This is a genomic window from Candidatus Micrarchaeota archaeon, from assembly GCA_028866575.1.
Lineage (GTDB): Archaea > Micrarchaeota > Micrarchaeia > Micrarchaeales > Micrarchaeaceae > UBA12276.
On sequence record JAGWHU010000001.1, the window covers coordinates 104734 to 126623 of the forward strand.

Annotated in this window: 26 protein-coding genes; 14 read left to right on the plus strand and 12 right to left on the minus strand. The window is 47.8% G+C overall.

Going from position 1 to position 21890, the window contains the following annotated elements; all coding sequences use genetic code 11:
* The first annotated feature begins 143 nt into the window (after nt 1-143).
* The 3 genes from KGI06_00640 to KGI06_00650 all read left to right on the plus strand — a co-directional run bounded on the left by KGI06_00640 (nt 144) and on the right by KGI06_00650 (nt 2667).
* Nucleotides 144-992, plus strand: a complete 849-nt coding sequence (locus KGI06_00640; GenBank protein MDE1870731.1) for an NOP58 family protein — start codon at nt 144-146, stop codon at nt 990-992.
* Nucleotides 993-1087: 95 nt separating this feature from the next.
* Nucleotides 1088-1783, plus strand: a complete 696-nt coding sequence (locus KGI06_00645) for a hypothetical protein (GenBank protein MDE1870732.1) — start codon at nt 1088-1090, stop codon at nt 1781-1783.
* A 353-nt stretch (nt 1784-2136) separates the two neighbouring features.
* Nucleotides 2137-2667 carry a hemerythrin domain-containing protein gene (locus KGI06_00650; GenBank protein ID MDE1870733.1) on the plus strand — a complete coding sequence of 177 codons (531 nt, stop codon included), beginning with the start codon at nt 2137-2139 and terminating at the stop codon, nt 2665-2667.
* Nucleotides 2668-2675: 8 nt separating this feature from the next.
* Here the strand turns inward: KGI06_00650 and KGI06_00655 are convergent, their stop codons facing one another.
* From KGI06_00655 to KGI06_00675, 5 genes are all read right to left on the minus strand, one after another.
* Nucleotides 2676-3092 (minus strand): hypothetical protein, encoded by a 417-nt coding sequence (locus tag KGI06_00655; protein MDE1870734.1) that lies wholly within the window; start codon nt 3090-3092, stop codon nt 2676-2678.
* A gap of 29 nt (nt 3093-3121) precedes the next feature.
* Nucleotides 3122-3646 (minus strand): DUF488 domain-containing protein, encoded by a 525-nt coding sequence (locus KGI06_00660; protein MDE1870735.1) that lies wholly within the window; start codon nt 3644-3646, stop codon nt 3122-3124.
* Nucleotides 3639-4175 carry a hypothetical protein gene (locus tag KGI06_00665; GenBank protein ID MDE1870736.1) on the minus strand — a complete coding sequence of 179 codons (537 nt, stop codon included), beginning with the start codon at nt 4173-4175 and terminating at the stop codon, nt 3639-3641. The genes KGI06_00660 and KGI06_00665 overlap by 8 nt, the downstream gene beginning before the upstream one ends.
* Before the next feature lie 65 nt (nt 4176-4240).
* On the minus strand, nt 4241-4957 hold the full coding sequence (locus KGI06_00670) for an FAD-dependent oxidoreductase (GenBank protein ID MDE1870737.1): 717 nt from the start codon (nt 4955-4957) through the stop codon (nt 4241-4243).
* 225 nt (nt 4958-5182) lie between these two features.
* Nucleotides 5183-5578, minus strand: a complete 396-nt coding sequence (locus KGI06_00675) for a PadR family transcriptional regulator (protein ID MDE1870738.1) — start codon at nt 5576-5578, stop codon at nt 5183-5185.
* Nucleotides 5579-6039: 461 nt separating this feature from the next.
* On the opposite strand from KGI06_00675, the gene KGI06_00680 reads away from it, so the two are divergent.
* Genes KGI06_00680 through KGI06_00690 form a run of 3 tightly spaced genes read left to right on the plus strand, consistent with a single transcriptional unit; the run spans nt 6040 to nt 7527 of the window.
* On the plus strand, nt 6040-6651 hold the full coding sequence (locus KGI06_00680; GenBank protein ID MDE1870739.1) for a hypothetical protein: 612 nt from the start codon (nt 6040-6042) through the stop codon (nt 6649-6651).
* A gap of 23 nt (nt 6652-6674) precedes the next feature.
* Entirely contained in the window at nt 6675-6953 is a 279-nt protein-coding gene (locus KGI06_00685) for a hypothetical protein (GenBank protein MDE1870740.1), read from the plus strand.
* Between the two features lie 58 nt (nt 6954-7011).
* Nucleotides 7012-7527, plus strand: a complete 516-nt coding sequence (locus KGI06_00690; protein MDE1870741.1) for a cytidine deaminase — start codon at nt 7012-7014, stop codon at nt 7525-7527.
* 90 nt (nt 7528-7617) lie between these two features.
* On the opposite strand, the gene KGI06_00695 is transcribed toward KGI06_00690, so the two are convergent.
* The 3 genes from KGI06_00695 to KGI06_00705 form a co-directional block, all read right to left on the minus strand.
* Nucleotides 7618-9396 (minus strand): chloride channel protein, encoded by a 1779-nt coding sequence (locus KGI06_00695; GenBank protein ID MDE1870742.1) that lies wholly within the window; start codon nt 9394-9396, stop codon nt 7618-7620.
* Between the two features lie 85 nt (nt 9397-9481).
* Nucleotides 9482-10375 carry a M48 family metalloprotease gene (locus KGI06_00700; GenBank protein ID MDE1870743.1) on the minus strand — a complete coding sequence of 298 codons (894 nt, stop codon included), beginning with the start codon at nt 10373-10375 and terminating at the stop codon, nt 9482-9484.
* A 32-nt stretch (nt 10376-10407) separates the two neighbouring features.
* A complete protein-coding gene (locus tag KGI06_00705; protein MDE1870744.1) occupies nt 10408-11094 on the minus strand; it encodes a LemA family protein in 687 nt (228 codons plus the stop codon).
* Between the two features lie 272 nt (nt 11095-11366).
* Here KGI06_00705 and KGI06_00710 point away from each other — a divergent pair, with 272 nt between their 5' ends.
* Genes KGI06_00710 through KGI06_00720 form a run of 3 tightly spaced genes read left to right on the plus strand, consistent with a single transcriptional unit; the run spans nt 11367 to nt 14721 of the window.
* The gene (locus KGI06_00710; GenBank protein MDE1870745.1) at nt 11367-12002 is read left to right on the plus strand and encodes a CDP-alcohol phosphatidyltransferase family protein; all 636 of its coding nucleotides are present in this window, start codon (nt 11367-11369) and stop codon (nt 12000-12002) included.
* A 15-nt stretch (nt 12003-12017) separates the two neighbouring features.
* Nucleotides 12018-12659, plus strand: a complete 642-nt coding sequence (locus KGI06_00715; GenBank protein MDE1870746.1) for a hypothetical protein — start codon at nt 12018-12020, stop codon at nt 12657-12659.
* 49 nt (nt 12660-12708) lie between these two features.
* On the plus strand, nt 12709-14721 hold the full coding sequence (locus KGI06_00720; protein ID MDE1870747.1) for a sodium-translocating pyrophosphatase: 2013 nt from the start codon (nt 12709-12711) through the stop codon (nt 14719-14721).
* A gap of 30 nt (nt 14722-14751) precedes the next feature.
* On the opposite strand, the gene KGI06_00725 is transcribed toward KGI06_00720, so the two are convergent.
* Both KGI06_00725 and ftsZ read right to left on the minus strand, forming a co-directional pair.
* The gene (locus KGI06_00725; GenBank protein ID MDE1870748.1) at nt 14752-14973 is read right to left on the minus strand and encodes a hypothetical protein; all 222 of its coding nucleotides are present in this window, start codon (nt 14971-14973) and stop codon (nt 14752-14754) included.
* A gap of 85 nt (nt 14974-15058) precedes the next feature.
* A complete protein-coding gene (gene ftsZ, locus KGI06_00730; protein MDE1870749.1) occupies nt 15059-16141 on the minus strand; it encodes a cell division protein FtsZ in 1083 nt (360 codons plus the stop codon).
* A gap of 124 nt (nt 16142-16265) precedes the next feature.
* Here ftsZ and KGI06_00735 point away from each other — a divergent pair, with 124 nt between their 5' ends.
* Complete coding sequence (locus KGI06_00735; GenBank protein ID MDE1870750.1) at nt 16266-17291, plus strand: deoxyhypusine synthase; 1026 nt, start codon at nt 16266-16268, stop codon at nt 17289-17291.
* 64 nt (nt 17292-17355) lie between these two features.
* Nucleotides 17356-17679, plus strand: a complete 324-nt coding sequence (locus tag KGI06_00740) for a hypothetical protein (GenBank protein MDE1870751.1) — start codon at nt 17356-17358, stop codon at nt 17677-17679.
* A gap of 2 nt (nt 17680-17681) precedes the next feature.
* Here KGI06_00740 and KGI06_00745 read toward each other — a convergent pair whose 3' ends face one another.
* Together KGI06_00745 and tsaD are read right to left on the minus strand one after the other, a co-directional pair.
* The gene (locus KGI06_00745; GenBank protein ID MDE1870752.1) at nt 17682-18296 is read right to left on the minus strand and encodes a Kae1-associated serine/threonine protein kinase; all 615 of its coding nucleotides are present in this window, start codon (nt 18294-18296) and stop codon (nt 17682-17684) included.
* 2 nt (nt 18297-18298) lie between these two features.
* A complete protein-coding gene (gene tsaD / locus KGI06_00750; GenBank protein MDE1870753.1) occupies nt 18299-19273 on the minus strand; it encodes a tRNA (adenosine(37)-N6)-threonylcarbamoyltransferase complex transferase subunit TsaD in 975 nt (324 codons plus the stop codon).
* A 146-nt stretch (nt 19274-19419) separates the two neighbouring features.
* Here tsaD and rpmC point away from each other — a divergent pair, with 146 nt between their 5' ends.
* From rpmC to KGI06_00765, 3 genes are all read left to right on the plus strand, one after another.
* A complete protein-coding gene (rpmC, locus tag KGI06_00755) occupies nt 19420-19626 on the plus strand; it encodes a 50S ribosomal protein L29 (GenBank protein ID MDE1870754.1) in 207 nt (68 codons plus the stop codon).
* Nucleotides 19627-19932, plus strand: coding sequence for a stress response translation initiation inhibitor YciH (yciH, locus tag KGI06_00760; protein ID MDE1870755.1), 306 nt, complete (start codon nt 19627-19629; stop codon nt 19930-19932).
* A 111-nt stretch (nt 19933-20043) separates the two neighbouring features.
* Nucleotides 20044-21807, plus strand: coding sequence for a DEAD/DEAH box helicase (locus KGI06_00765; GenBank protein MDE1870756.1), 1764 nt, complete (start codon nt 20044-20046; stop codon nt 21805-21807).
* Nucleotides 21808-21890 lie beyond the last annotated feature (83 nt).

Sequence of the window (21890 nt, forward strand, 5' to 3'; positions counted from 1 at the left end):
TAAAACCGCAGAATGCAATCTAATGGTTTGGCCGACAAAGAATTAATATTCCATTTACCAGCCAGTTATATAGTATTATTTATCATATAATTATTAAAGGTGTTATTCTGGCAAAGGCTCCATTCGAAGAACTGCGGGAACGAATGATAAAGAAGGCAAAGGAGGGCATAAGGAGCTCGTACACCAACGAGGAGCATGCACTCATACAGGCGATAAACGCATATCTGGAAACGAGCAAGTCGTACAACCTCTCATTCGAAAGGCTGAGCGAATGGTATGGGATATACTTTCCCGAGATAAAGATAGCCAACCCCAAGACGCTTGCAGATCTTGCAATGGTGCTCAACAGCAAGGAGGGCATAGACAAGGAGAAGATAAATTCCGTGATAAACGACCCGCAAAAGAGCGAATCGATATACAAAAAGGCCTCGTCAACGATAGGCAGGGACATGAACGAGGACGAGCATGCGGCGCTGCTCGGGTTTGCCGGTATGAGCAACCAGATGTATGATGCCATGCTTCGGCTTGAATCCTACATAAAAACCGCATCGACTAAAATCATGCCCAATACAACATACCTCACCGATGAAAAGATAGCTGCGGAGCTGCTCAGCAAGGCAGGCTCCATGGAGCGGCTTGCAACGATGCCCGCGAGCACCATACAGCTCCTCGGTGCAGAGAAGGCGCTGTTCAAGCACATAAAATTCGGAAGCAAGCCGCCGAAGTACGGAGTGCTCTTCAAGCTAGCCGAAATAAGCAACGGTCCGAGGGACAAGCGCGGAAGGATAGCAAGGGCATACGCAACGAAGATAAGCATAGGGCTCAAGGCGGATTTCTACACCAAGAACTTCATAGCAGAGAAGCTTAAGTCGGATCTCGAGAAGACCATAAAGAAAATAAAGGAAACCCCAAACAAGGGCCCGAGCACCAAGCAAAAAAGGGAATTTAACACTAGGAAGCCGAGCGCAAGGCCGAAGTGGAGGAAGAAGTGAACTGCGCCTGCTTCGGGCGATGGCCTTCAGGTTCTGCTCCTGCTCGCTTAAGCACAACGCCCATATAATTTAAACATTCAGTGAATAATAGTATCATGGCAAAAAGAAGGAAGTCACTACCACACAAGTGGATTCTAGTGGTCATAGTTATCGCAGCCCTGCTAATCGCTGCGGTTGCCATACTGGACAGTTACAGTATGCCCTACATTAAGCCCTCAAGCTTCAATTCAAGCAACGTATCCAATTCCATGAAGCTTTCGCTTACGATACCTCACCAGACAGTGGCATACGGAAGCAACGTCTCAATAGAAGTCAGCCTCTTCAACACTGCTTCGCAGGCATACAACATATCAATACACGGCTACTATACGCAACCTAACACGATAACACTGGGTTCAACGTCTCCATGCGGGGACTGGGAGATGCCACTCGGAATAGCCCTGTTCAAAGGCCACTATAATCTGAGCGAAATAAGCATCGGCACAGGTGAGCTGCAGCTTTCAGAGCCTGGTGTATATTTCGGTTGTCCTGCAGAACTGATCGCCACATCATACTACTTCTGGCCTCACAGCGATAACGCAACGGTCTACATACTCACAAGCGGAACGAACACATCCAAGTACGCAACTCTGCCCATACAGACCACTTTCGTAGTAGGCGGATACTGGAGCAATTCTACCCTTTTCGGGGATCAATATGCCTTTAACAAATTCCCTGTAGGCAACTATACCGTAGTCGCTGGTAATGGCTACTGGAAGCGATACGTAGTAGGATACTTCAGGGTCGAATAGCTACGGCCTAGCCTATGCGCCAGCGCACGCCCAGGCGCCCACGCCCCTTACAATTTAAATGATATAAATGAATTTATATAATTTATATCTCTATAAATTCATTTAAATGAATGTATAAGTGGTATAAGTACTTATATGCAAAAACAGGGCGAAAACCGACGATATAAAAATCCTTCTTGTAGGAGATGTGCCTGACGCACATCTTTTGCTTCGGGCGATGCCCTTCAAGTACGACCACAGTGCTCAACAGTCCAATGGGAATTTGCAGCATACATCGCATCCCGCAACGCTTAAATTGCTTAAAAGACAACACATACCGTATGGAACAGTACGATAAAGAGTTCTTGGAATACATGAAGACCAAGTACAAACTTACGTTGGATGAAGCAACAAAAGGCACAGAACCGCAGATAATAAAGTTTGCCATCGCATGGGATGTATGGAAGCAGGCAAAGAGCGCTATCTCCCAGAGGGAGCAAGACATATACGGATTCATGTCGAGAGATCATTCAAGACTTGACTACATTTTCCAGGAGTTCAGGAAATCGAAAAAAGCGGCAGAAGCAGAGCAACTCTTTTTGGAATTTAGGGCAGGCATTGAGCGCCATATAAAATGGGAGGAGGATATCCTATTCCCGCTTGCCAAAAAGAAAATGGGAGACGACTCGCCGATGATAGACGAACTGATAGTGCAGCACAACAGGATAAAAGCCGATCTAAAGGGATTGGCTGATAGCTTAAAAGCCAGAGATACAACCCTTGAGAACGACTTGGAGCAGTTGCTGGCAGCACACGATAAGATAGAGGAAGAAGACATGTATCCGTGGATAGATAATTATATCGATGATAAAGCAAAGAAGGAGGCACTATCAAGGATGGTATAATCCTCACGCTATGTCGTATTCCCGCTTTTCCTGCCGATTATCGTGCGCCATATGTTAACTGCGTGCAACAAAACAGCCACTATCATCACTATCAGCCCTCCCAGAATCACTACTGCCTCCTTCTGGCCTGTGAGCGCAACAACCTCGAATGCAATTATCCCTGCATTTAGGAGGACGTATTCTGCGATTATGACCTTATAATTTGCTCCGCTATGGCGTGAGACCCCAGGCACAAAAATGTATGAGACGCCAAAAATCAGCTGCGTGACGAAACCATACAATAGCAGTATAAATATTGGATCTCTACTTACAGTAATTGCGCCTGACAGGTTAAAAGCAAGAAGTATTGTACCAATTACGAAATACAAGAAACCCGTAGCTATGTAAAGCCTTACCATCTTGCTCGTTGCAGCAACATTATCCATAAACGCACCGATTATCTCTTGCAGACCAGTTATTTATACACTATATTCAGCCTGTTCACCCTTGCGCTTTTTGTCAGCTCATGAGGTTTTGAATTGGTCGGACTGAAGATGTGCCTGACATCCACACCCCTGACCAGAAGCGCATCTGCTATCAGCGATCTATGGCATCTCCAAGGTACTGCTTCTGCACACATTATGGCCGTCTGTCTTTTCTTTGCCAGGCTTATAAGCTCAATGAGGCTCTCCCTGAACTCGCTGGTCTGCATATAGTCTGCGAAGCCTCTGAACGACGCATTGTACCAGTACGTATTGGCTGAATCCTTCAACGGATGTCTGAGGCCTCCAAGTCCTTTCATATGCATGTAGCGTATGCGATGCCTTTTCAGACCGGCAGCTAACCTTTTCTCATTGAACTGAGGGTTGGCCCTGGACTTTGGTATTGTGCGTATATCTACCAGTTCTTTTATCTTATACGCATCCAGTAGTCCCATAAATTCACCGAGTTTGCGTATAGAATGCCCTACGGTAAATACAAGCAGCTTATTTTTAGCCATGTGTTGCCACCCTGTTTATCTCCCGTAACTCTCTAATCCTGACAAGCGCTTTTCCTCTTATCGGGAAGTGCATAACATACGCCTTTGAGTTGTAAATATCCTCCTGCCAGCCGAATCTGAAATCATCATTTCCTGTGAATTTTGAATAGGTTACCTTTCCTATAAAACAGACCACACTGGGCTTATTCAAGGAAACCAGCCGTAAAATTCTTCTTCTGCCGTTATTTTCTTCACCGCGCTTCAGCTGAGACACATCACGTGAAGGTCTGGTTATTATATTGGTAAAATTGAGATTATACACCTTCAGGAATTTTTCCCTGTATAACCGCCTTAGGTCTTTGTCATTTCTCAGATCCTCGATATCCTCATCTATTATCCTAGAACGATTCAGAAGGTACCAGAACATCTTGTTATTTGAAAAGGGAATGCCACGCCTGTATGATCCATGATGCGGATTTATTCCCACGAACATTATCTTCGCATTTTTAGATGTGACATAGCGTATAATGAAATCACCAGCAAACACCATTATTCCACGGCAAACGCAATCTCATACGACTCAGCATATGCCTCATGCAACCTACTACCTAATCATCAATATCCTGCAAATTCCTCTATCCTCACATCGTCTTCGCTGATTCCTGCCTTTGCCAGCATTTCCCTCATTTCGGATACCATCGCAGGCGGACCTGCTATATAATAGACAACTCCTTTGCCATCCTCATCTGAATATTTACGTATCATGTCCATGTTTATGTGGCCGTTCTCGTAACCTTCAACCTGTTCACGCGTCAATGAAGCTACCAGCTTGAATTTCCTGTTCTTCAGCTCAAATTCTTTCAGTTCAGCGATGAATGCCGCATCTTTCGCAGTTTTATTTGAATAAAACAGTATGATTCTGTTGTCTAGCTTGTTTTCAGTGGCATAAGCTATCATACTTCTCATAGGCGTAATGCCTATCCCTCCTGCTATCATGATGGCTAACCGTGAAGCGTCTTTGGGAAGCGTAAAATCTCCCATGGGGCCCTCCAGAGTCACAATGGTTCCCATGCTCATCTCTTTTAGGCTATTCTTGAAAGCTGTGTTCCTCATCCTGGTGGTGACGCATATGTACTCCTTCTCGTTTGGTGAACTGCCTATAGTGAATGTTCTTCTATTGCCTTCGTCATCGGTGTGCGGTGGGTTATTCAGCGTTATGTCTACAAACTGCCCTGCCCTGAATGTAAATTCCTTGGGCCTGCTGAACTTGAAGCCAATAGTATCACGCGCCACATCTTCCTTTTCCAGCAATCTTACTTCATATTTCGCCATATCACCGCCTATTAAATACGACTGGGCCCGAAAGCGGCGGGGGATAGCCGCATAATCCACCGCCTCGGGCGTGTGGGGGTGCCTACATCTTATGGTATTTCTTGTTGTGCTCCTTCAATTCGGATTCGCCATGCATCCTCATGTTACCGCACGGCACGCAAAGGTAGTCTGCGTGGTCCCCATGTTTCTCGGCCTTTATATCTATGCTTGCCATATTCTCACCTATTAAGCAGAAATCTCCTTAAGCCCTACCCGCTTCAAACCTACAGCTGCGGATCTATCTGGATCAAATATTGTATTACTGCAACGTTCGCAAGGCCTCAGCTTCGGCTGTACTGCTATATTGAAAAGGTAATCTAAGTTATACAAAACCTGACCGACAAACCTCTTACCTTCAGGAGTAAGATAATAGATTTGCCTATCTCTTGCTTCCTTTCCTTCAGACGAAATGTAGCGATTTTTCTTCAACTGCTTCAGGAACGGATACATCTGTCCAGGGCTCGGTTTACTGCCAAGTTTCTCTCCAAGCTGCTTTATCAGCTCGTAGCCATGTCTTTTTCGTTCGTTTAGCAACAGGAGAACAAACAGTCTTGACGTGCTCTTTATTTGTATCTCAGCCATAGTCCCACACTAATATATCTTCATTAGATATATTTAAATTAGTAATATCATAACTGAGTAATAAAGTAAAATCTGCGCTTGTGGGCCATCTAGAGATCGACTGGCCAAGCGTCATGCATCTAGACGCACGCCAATGCATGCCCACACCCTACAATTTATAATATAAATGAATTTAAACAATAAACCTTCTTGTAACTTCATTTAAATGAACGTATATCTGGTATATGTTCTTATACAGGGCAAAATATGCGAAAATCGACGGTATAAAAATCCTCCTTGTCGGAGATGTGCCTCACGCGCATCTTGTGCTTCGGGCGAAATGGGAAGCTTGTCGTCGAAGAACTTGGATTTTGTCGTCAGATGTTCGGTTTATGTCCTTTTTCCTGGAATCGCTCTTCCTCAAATTTACCATTTTTATGAAACATTATTATATTTCAGCGGGAATATAATAATGAGATAAAATGACTACAAAAATCTTAGATAAAGAAAAAAGTTTTAAGAAAAGGTTAGGAGTATTCAAAATACCCTATACTAATACATTTAAACCTGTGTTGGAAGGTTATCATTTTAAATTTACTTTGTTATTACCAATAAGCGAAGAGAAGAAAATACTTAGAAGACCGTTCGCTGTAGAAAAGTCTATCTTTACTCCTGCGGATCTTGATACTCTTGAAATGCATTTTGAAAAACATTTAGGAGGGTATACAAGTTTTAGATACAAAGTAAAATATTCAGAAGATGAACTAAAGAATATCCCAAAGGCGTTCCTACCTTTCTTGCCAGAAACACCTATTGGAATTCCGCATATACTAGCATCACCTACAATAAGAGGAGCATGGATTAATAAAGAGAAGAAAACAATAGTAAATAGACATGTAAGATATGACGTTTATACATTACGACACAATAACGTAATGGAATATTTCAAGAAATTAAGACGAATACTCGAGGAACAATCAAGAGAAAAGATAATAGTAATAGAACAGGCCGAAGTTACAATTGTACCAGGAATTTCTCCTGAATTAAAACCATTGTTGAGAAAAATAAAAAACTTGGAGAAAAAACAAAGATAAAAATATTTTAATATAGTGATATTATGAAGACAAAATCAAAATTCGAAGAAAAAGAATCAGGAATAAAAGACGAAAATACATATATGTTAATATTTCCTTCTCGAAAAGCAAGGATAGAAGGAAAAGAGGCAATGTCAGAAGCTGGAGGCATTAGACAAGGGGCATACATAGATGGAGAGCACGTTTCTATTGTTTGGGGATTTCAAGTAAGAGAATTAAATAGGCTCAAGATACCCTACCGTTTTTATACCGAATTATCTAGAAAAACCAATCATAACAATCACAGAATACTTAGGAAATAATATAGTTGAGCATACCAAAGACAGGATATAAGTATAGACCGATACGAAGGGAGATGGAATGATAAAATCTTACAAGAATCTAGATAAAATAGACAGAAGCCTTATAGACAGTGCAGACAAGATAGTAAAAAATGGGTACGACCCTTATAGTAAATTTTATGTTGGTGCTGCCCTACTCGCCGAATCTGGGGCTGTCTATACTGGTGCGAATATAAACACGTGTGCATATGCATCTATCTGTGCAGAAAGGATAGCGATTGGAAATGCAGTGACAAACGGTGAATATTTGTTTAAAAAAATAGCAGTCATTGCAAAATCCGACTTTAACGAAGTAAATGTACTGTCTGGTCCATGTGGGATATGCAGGCAGATGCTTTGGGAGTTTGCCGAATTGTCAAAAGGAGACATAGAGATATTGGTGGCTGACAGTAGCAAGGATAAAGTTTTAGTCACAACGATAAAAAACCTGCACCAATATGGGTTCGGGCCAAGATTGTGTGAGGGTGACTTCCAGAAGTACATAAGGAATGGTAACTCACATAAGCATTCAAAGCGTCAAACTGTGAAATCTTAACTTCATAAGACGAGAAGAATTTGATAGAATAAATAAGGTGCGGGCTATGAACAAAATGAATAACACCTGCTTCGGGCGATATTAAAACGGCTAAGAAACCCAGTCCAGGTCTATTACATCGTTGCCGAGATCGTTTATCTGGACCTTGTACTTGGCTATGACGTCGCTTAGCTTCACGAAGCCCACGTACTTCCCGTTCTCCTCCACTATTGGCATCCACCTGGAGTTGTTCTTGTGCATTGAGGACATGAGGTTGTCTATGTTGCTGGTCTGCCTTATTGGGGTCATGTTCTTCATTATCGACTTTCTGATGCTTCCGTTAACCTTCTTGTAGGATAGGACGCCCACGAACTTGCCTGTGCTTGTAACCGGTATCGAATTGAGCTTGTATTTTTTCATGAAGTCTATTCCCTGATCCGTGGTCGCATTTACGTCCAGGCCGTCCTTTATTATCAGGCTTTCCGATATGCTGTACCTCATCGCATCCTTGAGCAGCGGCTTCAGGTGCTCTATCTCGTGGGCTGGGGAAACCTCCCTGTTTTCCACCTGCGACTTGTAAAGGCTGCCGCTGCCCGAAATGAAATACGCTATGAACGTGGCTATCATCGCCGCGGCAAGAAGCGTCAGGCTTCCTGTCATCTCTATCACCATGATCATCACGGCTATCGGCGTCTTTCCTGCCGCGCCGAAAAGGCTTAGCATGCCTATTATGACGAACGGCGTTATCGAAGGCACCAATACCGGGAACATGATGTGCATTGAAGTTCCGAACAATGCACCAAGGGATCCTCCTATGAATATTCCTGGTGCAAACTCCCCTCCGCTTCCTCCCGAGCCGAGGGTGAGCCCTGTCGCGAGTATCTTTGCCAATGGCAGCATGAACAGCACCATCAACAGCGGGAGTCCGAAAGTCGGTATCAGGTTCAGCTGCTGGTTCACGAAAATCTGCAGCCACCCGTACCCTATGGCGATGGTTTCGGGGAACATTATGAATATCAATCCTGCAATAAGGCCGCCCAAAGCGGGCTTGAGGAACCTCCTTATCTTCAGCTTCCTGAACTTGTCGCTTATGTAGTGTGACGACTTGTAGTACATTACCGCATACAGGCCAGTAAGCAGGCCGAGTATGCCGAAGAATATCAGCGTGGTGAGGTTTATCACCCCCGAGTACCTGCCCAATATTGGCGCGAACCCGAAGAACGAGCAGAATATGGTGTAGCTTATCGCTGTTGCTATGAACGACGGGAGTATGGCATTCGCCTCAAAGTCGTTCTTATAAAGCACCTCTGTTCCGAAAATTGCACCGCCAAACGGCGCCTTGAACACTGCTCCAAGCCCAGCGCCTATCCCTATTACGAGCGCTGTCCTCCTCTCTTCTGCATTCAGGCCAAGGAATTCCCCTATGCTCGATCCTATTCCTGCGCCTATCGCCGAGCTTGGGCCTTCGTTCCCTGCGCTTCCACCTGTGCCTATCGTGATGACCGATGCTATGAACCTTATTACCGTGCTCCGCTTCTTTATCTCGCCGTTGTCGTTGTGGAATGCACTTATCGCGCTGCCGGTTCCTCCATAGCCCTCATCAGGCTCGAACGAATGCCTTATCAGCCCCACTATAAGGCCGCCTATTGCTGCTATAATCGGTATGAGCCATATCTTTGCATCAGGCGTGTAATGGTAGCTTATGGTGCCTCCCTCGCTGTAGGAGTTCGGTATGCTCAGTCCTATTATCTTGCCGAAAACCGAGCCTAGCACCGAGCTTACAGTAAAGAAAAACAGAGAGATGGTTAAGCCTACAACAACCCCTATGATAATACTCAATATTATCCATTTGGGGAGGTACGGCAAATCCCTCAGTCTTGTACGTTGCATTTGGTCGCCCTGCTGATAAACACTATATCTATGTAAAAAAAGATTTTAATGCTAGCAAGGGAAAACCAGCTATAAACTACAGGGATTAGTACATGCTCTCCAGCCTTTTTATCCTGTCCTCTATCGGCGGATGGGTGGAAAACAGGTTCATTATCGACCTAACCGTAAACGGGTTTGCAAAGTAGAGCGATGCTGTCATCTCGTTCGCATTCTTTACCGGCGTTGCGTTTGGCTTCTTCTCATATTGCTGTATCTTCTTGAGCGCGCTGGCAAGGTATTCCGGTTCCCTTATTATCCTTGCGCCGTTGGCATCCGCCATGTACTCCCTCCTCCTTGATATCGCAAGCCTGAGCAGCAGGGCGAAGAGCGGCGCCAGGAGCCCAAGCACTATGCCCACAAGCACCAGTATGCCTCCGTTCCCCCTCTCCTCCCCGAATCCGAAGAAGAACAGGTTCCTCAGCACTGCAGACATCAGCCCTATGACCCCTGCAAAAACTACCGCGAACAGCATGAACTGTATGTCATTGTTGTATATATGGGACATCTCATGTGCGATGACCCCCTCGAGCTCGTTCTTGCTCATCATTGAGAGAAGCCCGGTTGTCACTGCAATCGATGCATGGTTCTTGTTCTTCCCGGTTGCGAATGCGTTTGGGTTCGGGTCGTTTATGACATACACGTCAGGCATCTTTATCTGCGATGCCATGGCAAGCCCCTCTACTATGTTGTACAATTGCGGATACTGCTTTTTGTCCGCAATTTGCGCCCTTGACATCTTGAGCACGAGCGCGCTGCCGTACTGGTAAGATACAAAGGCGTAAAGCACTATTATCGCAATGCCGGCGCCGAATGCTATCGGGCCTCCGCCAAGCAGGTACACGAACAGGAAGACTATGCCGCCGAATATCGCGCCGAATGCGAGCATGAGCAGGATGGACTTTAGCTTGTTCCTATGTATCTCGTCAAAGAAGCTTGCCATGATCATCTCCTAATGTGCGCGTTTTGCGCAGTTCATTTGCCCTGGGGCTGCGCCTTGCGCTTCCTGCCACTTCCTTTCCTGGGCTGCTTCTGCGGTGCAGCTGGCGCTGCCTGTGCAGCGGCTGGCTTCTGCGGAGCATTCACGTCATCGAAGTTGACCTGCACCGGCTCAGCCGCTTCAGCCGGGGCCTGGAAGAATTCAGCCTTCTGGAAATGGAATGAGCTTGCGAACACGCTTCCCGGGAATGTCTGTATCGCGTTGTTGTAGTCAAGCACGTAGTCGTTGTACGAGGTCCTTACAAATGATATCTTGTCTTCGGTATCCGTAAGCTCGTCCTGGAGCTGCTTGAAATTCTGCGAGGCCTTCAGATCCGGATAATTCTCAGCCACGGCGAATATCGTCTTCAATGCCTGTGATATCTGGTTGTTGGCCTGCGCCTTGTCCTGCATGCTTCCTGAAACTATCGAACTTCTCAGCTTTGTGACAGTGGTTAGCACGTTCTGCTCGTATTTCATGTAACCCTTTACGGAATTCACAAGGTTGGGTATCAGGTCAAACCTCCTTTTGAGCTGCACGTCTATCTGCGCCTGCGCATCCTGCACCCTGTTCCTCAGGCCTATAAGGTTGTTGTACCCGCCTATGATTACAAGGACCACTATTATTATGACTGCAACAACGGCAAGCGCAACCCAGCCCAGCAAACTCAATAGTAAGAACATATGATTACCTTGGAGGATTTAATCGCTCCACCCAATACTATTTATGGAATTAAATCTTTTAAACCTGATGTTTTTGCGCAAATGCACTGCCATTAGACAAACGGCACAAAAACGCCGCAAAATCAGAATTCATTTTTATGAAAAAAGCAAAGATATATATGCTTTGAATGTAGGGTAATAGTACATTTTATCACTTGGTGGTAGGCTGAGCCACGGTTTCTATCGCTGTGGCATACTACCATCCAAAAAATCCGAAAAACAAATGATCGTTCATGAGGAGCGCGGATGCCAGCACTATCATAAGGACGGGTATAATCCTCTTTGTAATCTATCTGATACTGGTCAAGGCGGATCCGCTGATATCAATAGCGCTACTTGCATTCGCTTTCATAATGGACGGGGTTGACGGATTCCTGGCCCTGAGCGAGGAGAGCAAGGGAAAGATAACGCTGCGCATGTACGTAAGCTACTCCCTGGGGAACAAGAGGTACGCAAAGAAAATAAAGGACACCAAGAACGGGATAGAAAAGAGCGCAAGGTACGGACCAAGATTCGACGTCGCAGCTGACAGGATATCCGAATACTCCTTCTGGGCGCTTTTCACCTTTGTCGGGATACTGCCTTTCTTCCTTCTTGTAATAGTAATAATACGCCATTCTATAGCTGATGCGTTCCTGGGCACCAAGGGCACATCATCTAAGATGAAGACCGGAATAGCAAGCGCGCTTTACGCCTCAAGCATATCAAGGGCAGGCGTCAACGTCCTTAAATTCGTCACGTTCTCATACCTTATACTGGCATATGTTTCGTCATATCCGCTGTTGCCCGCATATGCGCTTAGCGCGCTGCTAGTGATATTCATAGTCGCAAGGGGCGCTGCAGAGGTGTACGAATCAATAAAAGATTGAAGCCGGGTTTTTCTGATGATCCCAATACTGCAGCTTGAAAGCGTTGCCATAACGACCATAACGTTCATACTGACGCTGGTGCTTACGCTGTTCCTCACGAGATCATATCTGAGGGGCAGGAAGGCCAGCAGCCTTTTCTGGAGCCTGGGCATGTGGGCGTTCGCAATAGGTGTCTTGCTCGAGATCCTGTTCGCAATAGGCATATACTCCGAGTTCCTGATGGCCTCGTACATATTCATAGTCGCCATACTTGTGGAGCTGCTGGCGCTAGGATCTATACAATTGGTGAACTCCAGAAGGATAAAGCTGGCATATTACGCATTCTGCGCCGCAAGCACAGCATTCATGCTTTATTCCGTAATCGTATCAAGGTTTGCCAACCTGGTGGTGAGCTACATAGTATACGGACTTCCCCCATTGCTGACGGTTTACGCATCTTCCTTCATAACCTTCCCGGCTGCTGCCATACTGGTCATCGTTGCATTGTCCGGATACCTAAAAGGCAAAAGCTACAGGCACCTAAGCATAATAGCTGGTGTAATACTCGTCAGCATAGCCGGGACGCTGTACATAGCTGCGTTCCCCTCCATGCTTTACATAGCGGAGTTCCTTGGCATACTCCTGCTGTGGGTGGGATTCTTCAGGCCCAAGGGGTAGCATTTAAATAACTTAATTCTTATATTTTAGAGTTTATCGGGGGTTAGATATGCAATTCTACTATTATAGCTTGTTAGCTGGTATAGCGTCGGTGCTTTTCGCCATTTACGCCGCGATGCAGGTGCTCAAGAAACCTGAAGGCACCCCTAAGATGCGCGAGATAGCGAAGGCAATCAAGGAGGGCGCGAGCGCCTACCTGAACAGGCAGCTGCAGGTCATAGCTGTGTTCGCGATAGTGCTCGGCATACTTTTCGGCATATTCCTGCCCTCTGGCTTGCAGATTGTTTTGGCATTCGCAGTGGGTGCGGTTGCATCTTACCTTACTGCATACTTGGGAATGAACGTGGCAGTAAGGGCTAACATAAGGACCGCAAAGAGCGCGGAGAACGGGGTAAAGGAAGCGTTCTGGACCGCAATACTCGGCGGCTCGGTCACCGGCTTTGCAGCAATAGGGTTCGCATTGGTGGGATTGAGCGTGCTTCTGATATTCCTCACCGTATCGCGCATAGCAATACTCATAGGATTCGGGTTCGGCGCCTCGCTAATATCCCTGTTCGCAAGGGTCGGCGGTGGCATATACACGAAGGCGGCTGACGTCGGCGCGGATCTGGTCGGCAAGACCGAACTGAACCTTCCGGAAGACGACCCGAGAAACCCTGCTGTAATCGCTGACAATGTCGGAGACAACGTGGGCGACTGCGCAGGAATGGCAGCGGACGTGTTCGAAAGCTACGCTGTCACGCTGGTAGCCGCGCTCCTCATTGCGGCCGCGCTTGCATCGTCAGCAGGATCCGCAACATCATTCTACGTTACAAACGGATTTGCATACCCGCTGTACGTTGCGATACTGGGTTTCTTCGGAAGCCTTGTGAGCATTCCAATCCTCGGGCGCTTCGGCAGGAAGCCGAACAAGGCGCTCTACATGGGCATGGGATCCGCTGTTATAGTGTCTGCGCTGCTGGATCTAGCGCTCGTATACGCGATGCATCTTGGAATGGGTGCATTCATACCTGTGCTGTCAGGTCTAATACTCGCCATGCTCCTGTTCTGGGTAGCTGATTACTATACCGGGAGCAAGAGCAAGTCCGTAATCAAGATAGCCAACGCCTCAAGGAGCGGCGCGGGCACCAATGTCATAACGGGATTGGCCGTCGGGCTCCGCAGCACCTGGATGCCTGTGCTTTTCATCGTGATAGCGATACTCGTGAGCTATTACACCACCGGGGTTTACGGGATAGGCATAGCCGCAGTAGGGATGCTGTCGCTTACGGCCACGGTGCTCACGATAGACTCATTCGGCCCGATAACGGACAACGCCGGAGGCATAGCAGAGATGGCATCGCTTCCTTCCGGCGTAAGGAAAGTCACGGACCAGCTTGATGCTCTGGGCAATACCACAAAGGCAACCACAAAGGCATACGCAATTGGCGGCGCAGCCCTTTCGGCAACGGCACTGCTGGTTGCGTTTGCGCAGGCCACCCACCTGACAGCAATCGACGCGATAAACCCCTCCGTAATGGTCGGGGTTTTCATAGGCGCATTGATACCATTCGTGTTCTCTTCGTTCCTGATGGAATCTGTAGGATATGCGGCAAACCTGATGGTGGAGGAGGTAAGGAGGCAGGTCAAGACGATAAAGGGACTTCTCCAAGGCACCGCAAAGCCTGATTATGCAAAGGCCGTAGACATAGCCACGATAAACGCGATAAAGTCCCTTGCAATACCAGAGCTCATAGCAATAGTAACCCCAATAGCTGTAGGGCTTATACTCGGAAAGGCCGCGCTTGGCGGGCTGCTTGTTGGGATGATACCTGCAAGCCTGATGCTTGCACTGTTCATGGCAAACGGCGGGGCCGCAATGGACAACGCGAAGAAGTACATAGAGTCAGGCAAGTTCGGCGGCAAGGGCAGCGATGCGCACAAGGCGGCAGTAGTTGGCGATACGCTCGGGGACCCGCTAAAGGATACCGCAGGCCCTGCACTCAACTCAATGATAAAAGTGGTGAGCACGATATCGATACTTCTTGCGCCGGTGTTCCTGGTGTTCACGCTCATACATTAAGCTGCGCGCCTGAGCTTAAGAAGTTCCTGCTCAGCAGTCGGATCTGGTACTGACCAGGTTTCCTTCAGTGTCCACTGAGTACCTGATCCACTTGTTGCCTTCCCCTTCCTCCTTCTTGAATACGTAGTTCTGGCCCCTCAGGAGCACCTTAACCTCAATCACGTCTGTCGCATTCAGGAAACTTTCCACATCGTCATCCTTATGGGTGACCAGCCTGCCCAACCCGTTTCCCTTCTTGTTTACCATTACCATTTTATCACTCAATCCTGCCTAACCAATCTTATTAGGCCTATCAAGATATATATTGGTTTTGTACCTACGCGATTGATCTGCGACATCATTCAAGGTTCTCTATTTCGATGTTGTCCTCCATGTTCTGCATCCGCTTCTTTATGCCTTCCTCTGTGTATTCCGGGAACTCAACCCCGCTCACGACAATCATCACCTTGAGCGCATCCTTCTGCATCTCCGGGTCTATCCTTGCGCCCCACTTCAGCATCGCCTCTCCGCTTATCCTTCCTGCTATGTCCTGGAAGACCGTCTCTGCCTCCCTGAGGGTAAGGCTGTCCCCTCCAACGATATTGACAAGCGCCTTCCTGGCGGTGGTGAAATCAGCATCGAGCATAGGGCTCTTTATCGCGTTTTCAAGCGCCACTACAGCCCTGCTTGTGCCACCGTTGGTCGCCATGCCCTCCCCGCTGCCTATGACTGCATAGCCCGAGTCCTTAAGCACCGCCTTGAGGTCTGCAAAGTCTATGTTTACCATTCCGGGCTTGGTTACCATTTCCACTATCCCCTTGGTGGCACCTGCAAGCACCTCGTCCGATACCCTGAATGCCATGTTCAAGGGCAGGTCAGGGGCAACAGAAAGGAGCTTGTCGTTGTGTATTATGATTGTGGTGTCTGTTACCCTCCTGAGCTTCGACAGCCCCTCCAGCGCGTTTCGCATCCTTGTCCTGCCCTCGCTCGTAAACGGGAGCGTAACTATAGCTACGGTCAGCGCCCCGGCATCCTTGGCTATCTGCGCTATCGTGCTTATGGACCCTGTTCCGGTGCCCCCTCCGAGGCCGCATGTTATGAACACCAAATTCGCGTCGCCGAAAAGGTGCCTTATCTCCTCCTTGCTTTCCACTGCCGCGCCTTCGCCGACCCTTATGTCGCTGCCCGCGCCAAGCCCCCTTGTCAGCTTCTTCCCGAGGAGCAGCTTCCTGTCGGCCTTCATCTTCACGAGATGCGCCGCATCGGTATTCATCGATACTAGGGTGGCGCTCTGGACGCCGATGCTGAACAGCCTGTTTATGGTGTTGGTTCCGCTCCCTCCGGTCCCAACAACAAATATCTTGGGCTTTGCGCTTTCAATAAACCGGAGAATCTCCTCGTCATCCGGGCTCAGGGCATCCATCATACCACCATTGACCATTAACCAATCGTCTTTAATATAATAAAACCTAAAAAGATAAAAAGGTATTATCCAAAACCCAATACAGTCGTCCTAGAGCCCATCATGCAAAAGCCTAAATTATCAGATTACCAATTGGGATATCATGCCAAGGAAAATAGACCCGAAAAAGGCGCTGTTCAGGAAGAGCGTGGAGCTGGGGCACGGCAAAATCCGCGGGTACGACTTCGAAAAGGGGTTTGATGCCGCTGGGTTTTTCGAATCCTACAAGGATACGGGCTTCCAGGCAACCAACCTTGGAAAGGCTATAGACCTGCTCAAGAGGATGCAGAAGGACAAGGCAATCATATTCCTAGGGTTCACCTCCAACGTGTCCACGAGCGGGTTGAGGGACATCCTCACCTACCTTGTTAAGGGCAGGAAGGTGCATTTCCTAGTTACAACTACGGGAGGCCTCGAAGAGGACATAATCAAGACCCACGGCAGCTTCCTGCATGGGTCATTCTCTGCCGATGGCGCCTACCTCAGGAAAAACGGGGTGAACAGGACGGGGAACATATTCATACCCAACGAGCGGTACATATGGTTCGAGAAGTTCATGCGAAGAATTCTGGAAAAGGCATATGCAAGGCAGAAAGCATCGGGGGAATTGGTGGATAGCGTGGATTTCGTGAAGCATATGGGCAAGGCCCTTGAGGGGCTCCCGAACCACAAGGAGAGCTTTACCTATTGGGCATACAGGAACGGCATACCCCTGCTATGCGTACCGCTGGCCGACGGCGCAATAGGCGACCACATCTACTTCTTCAAGAAAGAGCACAGGGATTTCGAGATCGGCCTTGCAAAGGAGGTGGAGCTGCTTTACGACACTGTTATAAATGCGGAAAAGACCGGGGCAATACTGCTCGGCGGATCCGTGCCGAAACACCACATAATGAATGCGCTCATGCTGCGAGAGGGCGCTGATTATACGATTTACGTTAATACCGCATACGAGCAAGACGGCAGCAACGCCGGCGCGAACCCGGAAGAGGCAAAAAGCTGGGGCAAGGCCGCGCTTGACGGGAACAACATAAAGGTATGGGGCGACGCAAGCATAATATTTCCAATACTCGTAGCCGCAGGCTTCAAGCTTGCCGAAAAGGCTAAACCAGCAAAGGCGAAATTATAAATATTACTGCTGCTACAGATAAACTGGCGATAGCATGCCCACTAGATCTTTGGACTCTGATGGTATGAGGAAAGTGGTTCAAAAATGGAGAGAGGACGGCAGCCTTACGGTCAAGGAGAGGCAGATACTTGGCAGGCTCATGAGGGTTATGGACGCAGGCATCTCGGTGTCCGAAAGGCAGGAACTATTCAATCTGCCGATATTCAGGAAAGGCGAGAGCAAGCCTGGCGCTTACGGGACAGCGCAAATAACTGGCGAAGATAATGTTGGCAAAGGCACGATTAGCAAAGACGCAGCAACACAAATAGACGTATGCATACTAAAAATATACAAAATGAGAAATTCCCACCTATTCGAACGCACCAACCCGGCGTCGGAAACCAAATAAATTCAGACTGTCAAAAGAGTCCTTGTATTGTATCTTCCCCTTTTCTCTATATCTTCAAGCCTTTTCAGTATCGATGCGCTTTCCTTGCATGCCGCTTTGTAGCTTTTGATAAAAACGCCGAAATGCGCTTCATCTATTGACCTTTTCATCAATAATATGTCCATCGCCTTGTCCTCCGCGGAAAGGCTTATGTCTGACAATCCAAAATCTATAATGTGCGCATTCTGCTTTTTGTCAATCATTATGTTTGCAGGGGTATAATCTCCGTGGGTTATGTTGTTGTTGTGCAGCACCGCAATGCCCCTGCCTATTTCCGAGAACACGCTGCGCGGTATTTTTCCAGTATTGGATTCAAGAATCCGGTTCATGCTGCTGCCCCTGATCCTGCTCATCAATATGTCATACCTGTCCGCAAGCAGGACTGTGGGCGAATTTATCCCCAATGATGATACGATTCCCATTATCCTTGCCTCCTTCCTCGTCCTCCTAGTCCTTATACTTTCGTCTATCTCCCTTATCCTGTATGGCTTGCTCATCCTCCTCTTCAGTATGCCGTCAAGCCCCATGAAATTCACCGAGTATATGGATGATTCAGCTCCTTCCGAGATCTTGTCCATCGTCACACCAGCCGTATTTTATCTATCCTGTATTTTTGGCTCACCGTGCATTCGGACTTGCGTACCTTGATGCCCATCTCAAGCATTCTTTCCGCAACTATCGCTATCATCGCGCCGTTGTCCGCATTGAACTCGTTAGGCGCAACCCCGAATAGCACACCATGGCTTTTTGATACCGCCTTGAGCATCTCCTTCAGGCGGTCGCTCTGCGCTACTCCGCCGCACAATGCCAGTTCCCTCTTCCTGGTAAGGAGCATTGCCCTTTCCGTTGCCTCGCACAGCATCGAGAAAGCCGTTTCCTGCAGCGAATACGAGACATCCTTCAAGCCGTTCCTCTCGAGCAATCCGATTGCATTGGTGAGAAGCCCTGTAAATGTGAAATCCATGCCCTTTACCGTGTACGGCATTTGTATGTATTTTCCCCCAAGCGCCGACTTTGCTACGGTAGAGCCCCACGCGGGGTTCAGTTTTGCCGCGCGCGCGAATGTGTCAAGCATGTTTCCTATCCCTATGTCGAATGTTTCCCCGTATATGTGGTAATGCCTGTACGGCTCTTCCGATATACCGAGTATCTGGGAATTGCCTCCGCTTACATAAACCGCGAGCGGATCTTTCATGCCGGAAACTGATTTCACTATCTCTATGTGCGCAACCGCGTGGTTGACTGGGAATATGGGAACTTTATAGCGGCCTGAAAGGGATTTAGCAGCAACCTGCGCAACCTCCAGGCATGCCCCTAACCCCGGCCCCTTTGTGTAGCCGACCGCGTCTATGTCCCCCATTCTCAGATCCGCGGAATTCAGGGCCCTGGTCAATGCCTTTTTGACGTTACCGGCGTGGAAGTCTGCAACCCTTGCGGGTATTATGCCCTTGTCAGTTATGTTGTACATCAGCCTTTCGTTGGCTATTACCTTTCCATTCTCGACAATGCCTATGCCCAAAGTGTGCGCGCTGCTCTCTATACCTAGAACTGGCATTGTATCATATAATATGGCTTTATGTATCTTTAATAATTTAGGGATTAGTTAGGTATCTGCGATCCATGGGGCAAAGTACCGATACTGCCCATAACCATAAAATATAGATGGTATTTAAATATCTTAAAGGTCATAAAAGTACTTAGGTGTTTGATATAAAGGTAAAGGACATTAGGGCCCTGTCTGACGATTCGCTGAAGACCACGCTTGGCCAGCTAGTTCTTGAGCTCAACATAGAGAAGAGGAAGAGCGCATCTACTGGTGTTTCAAGCAAGACGGCAAATACTAGGACCGTAAGGCGCACTATAGCAAGGATAAACACGATACTTAAGGAGAGAGGTGCGAAGGTATAAATGGCGGAAATCTGTCCCAAATGCGGTTTGCCGACTGATATATGTGTATGCAACATACTGGACAGGGAGACCGAGACAAAGATAAAGGTCTACACAAAGAAGGCCAAATTTGACAAGTATGTCACTATTGTCGAGGGGATAAACCCGGACGAGATAGACAGGACCACAAAAAGCCTGAAGCGTATTCTCGCGTGCGGCGGTACGAGCAAGGACAATCTCATAGAATTGCAGGGAGACCACAAGCAAGCTACTAAAAAGGCGCTCATAAGCATAGGATACAAGGAATCCAGCGTCGACATGACGTAACATTCTTTTTTGCAATAATCTGGATTTTGTCAACAGGTAAATAAACTACCGGCAAAGCCACAGCCATGGCAATGCATTGGTATAAATATATGAACCAGCGCATTTTTACTGATGATAAAAACCCACGAGGCGCAACCCCCGGCATCGCTGCTATCCCTGGTCAGGGGCGACGCCAGCACGGAAGACGACACCTCGCAAAAGGGCAAAGGGTGGTCTGCCCTCGGAGAGCCTGCCAAGCTGATAAAGACCGAGGATATGGAATTCAGGGACTACCAGTCCAAGATTATAGCTTCCATATTCTCCGGAAAGAACACGCTGGTCATAGTGCCGACGGGAAAGGGGAAGACGGTAATGGAGATCTTTTCTGCAGCAAAGGCCATTTCCGAAGGGAAAAAGGCCCTGTTCGTAGCATCGACAAGGCCGCTTGTGGAGCAGCACTACAACGAATCTGCAAATGCATTCAGGGACAACGGGCGCATTGCAATCCTGACGGGGGAGACGCGACGCAAGGATCGTGATGGGCTGTCAAGTAAAGCGGATATTATTATTGCAACCCCTGAAACTGTGCTGAACGAGGCGAAGAAGGGAAACCTTAAACTTGATGTATTCGGCATGCTGATTATAGATGAATGCCAGAGGACGCGCGGAGAATACGCATACACCCACCTTGCAAGGATGTTCAGGAGAAAAGACACACAGATTGTAGCATTCACCGGCTCGCTGAGCAGCAGGACGGCAGTTGCGGATAGCATAATAGAGGCACTCGGAATTGAAAACATACAGGTCAGGGAGAAAAGCGACAGCGACATAATGCACTACATGATGCCCGTTAATGTAAGGAAAATCGTTGTGGAAAAATCAGAGACGATGCTTGCTGTAGAGAAGCGTTTCCAGGGCATGATGAATGTATACTTCGAATCGATGAGAAAGGTGGGCCTTGTGGGCGAAGACAAGGGCTTCGAGGAAATGCCGCGCGCAGAATTCATGAAGATAAGGTCGGCTGCAAACATGCTTATGGGAAAAGTATATAACAGGGAATTGGAATGGGACAGGCGCGATGACGCCATTGCAGGCGTGAAAAGCTTCTACAAGCTGATGTATATGTCGCATGCCTACGACCTCCTGGAAACGCAGGGCTTCGGGCCAACACTGGATTACCTAAAACAGCTAAAGGGCAAGAAGGGCAAGAGCAAAAGCCTTTCCGAGCTCCTTGAGAACAGCAGCAACCTGAAGGAGGCCGCAAGGATCCTGGAGAGGGCATTGGATTCCGGCGAGGAGCATCCCAAGCTCGGCGTCCTGGTGGACTCGATAAAGGCCAATGGCAAAGACAAGGTGATGGTGTTCGTGCATTACAGGCCCACGGTGAAGATGATAGTAAGAAAGCTGAGGGAGAACGGGATAGAATCAATGCCTTTCATGGGGAAAAAGGAAGGAATAACCGATAAGCAGCAGAGGCAGACGCTTGAGGATTACTCCAAATCCAAGTTCAAGGTTCTGGTATCGACGCTTATAGGCGAAGAGGGCATAGACATAAAGGCCGAGCCCAGCTTGGTGATATGCTACGATACGGTTCCCAGCGCCATCAGGAACGTCCAGAGGAAGGGGCGCACCGGCAGGAACATGCCCGGCAACGCGATAATACTGGTGACGAAAGGCACCAAGGACGAGGCTTACTACAACATATCCGCGTGGCGCGAGTACAGCATGGAAAGGATCACGAAAAAACTAAGGCATTATTCAGCCCCAGCTGCAACGACTGAGCCTGCAAGAACAGGAAAAACAGAAACCGCAAACGCGGTTCAGCAAAGCAAGCCAGCAAAGCAGCTTGATCTTTTCGATTTTAGGAGGCTCGAGACGTTCGAGTATCCCGACTAGATCTGCCACACCAAACAGCATAAATCCTGCTGATGCATAGGAGTCTGAATCCCGAAAGGATAGAGCAACTATTTTAATATTTA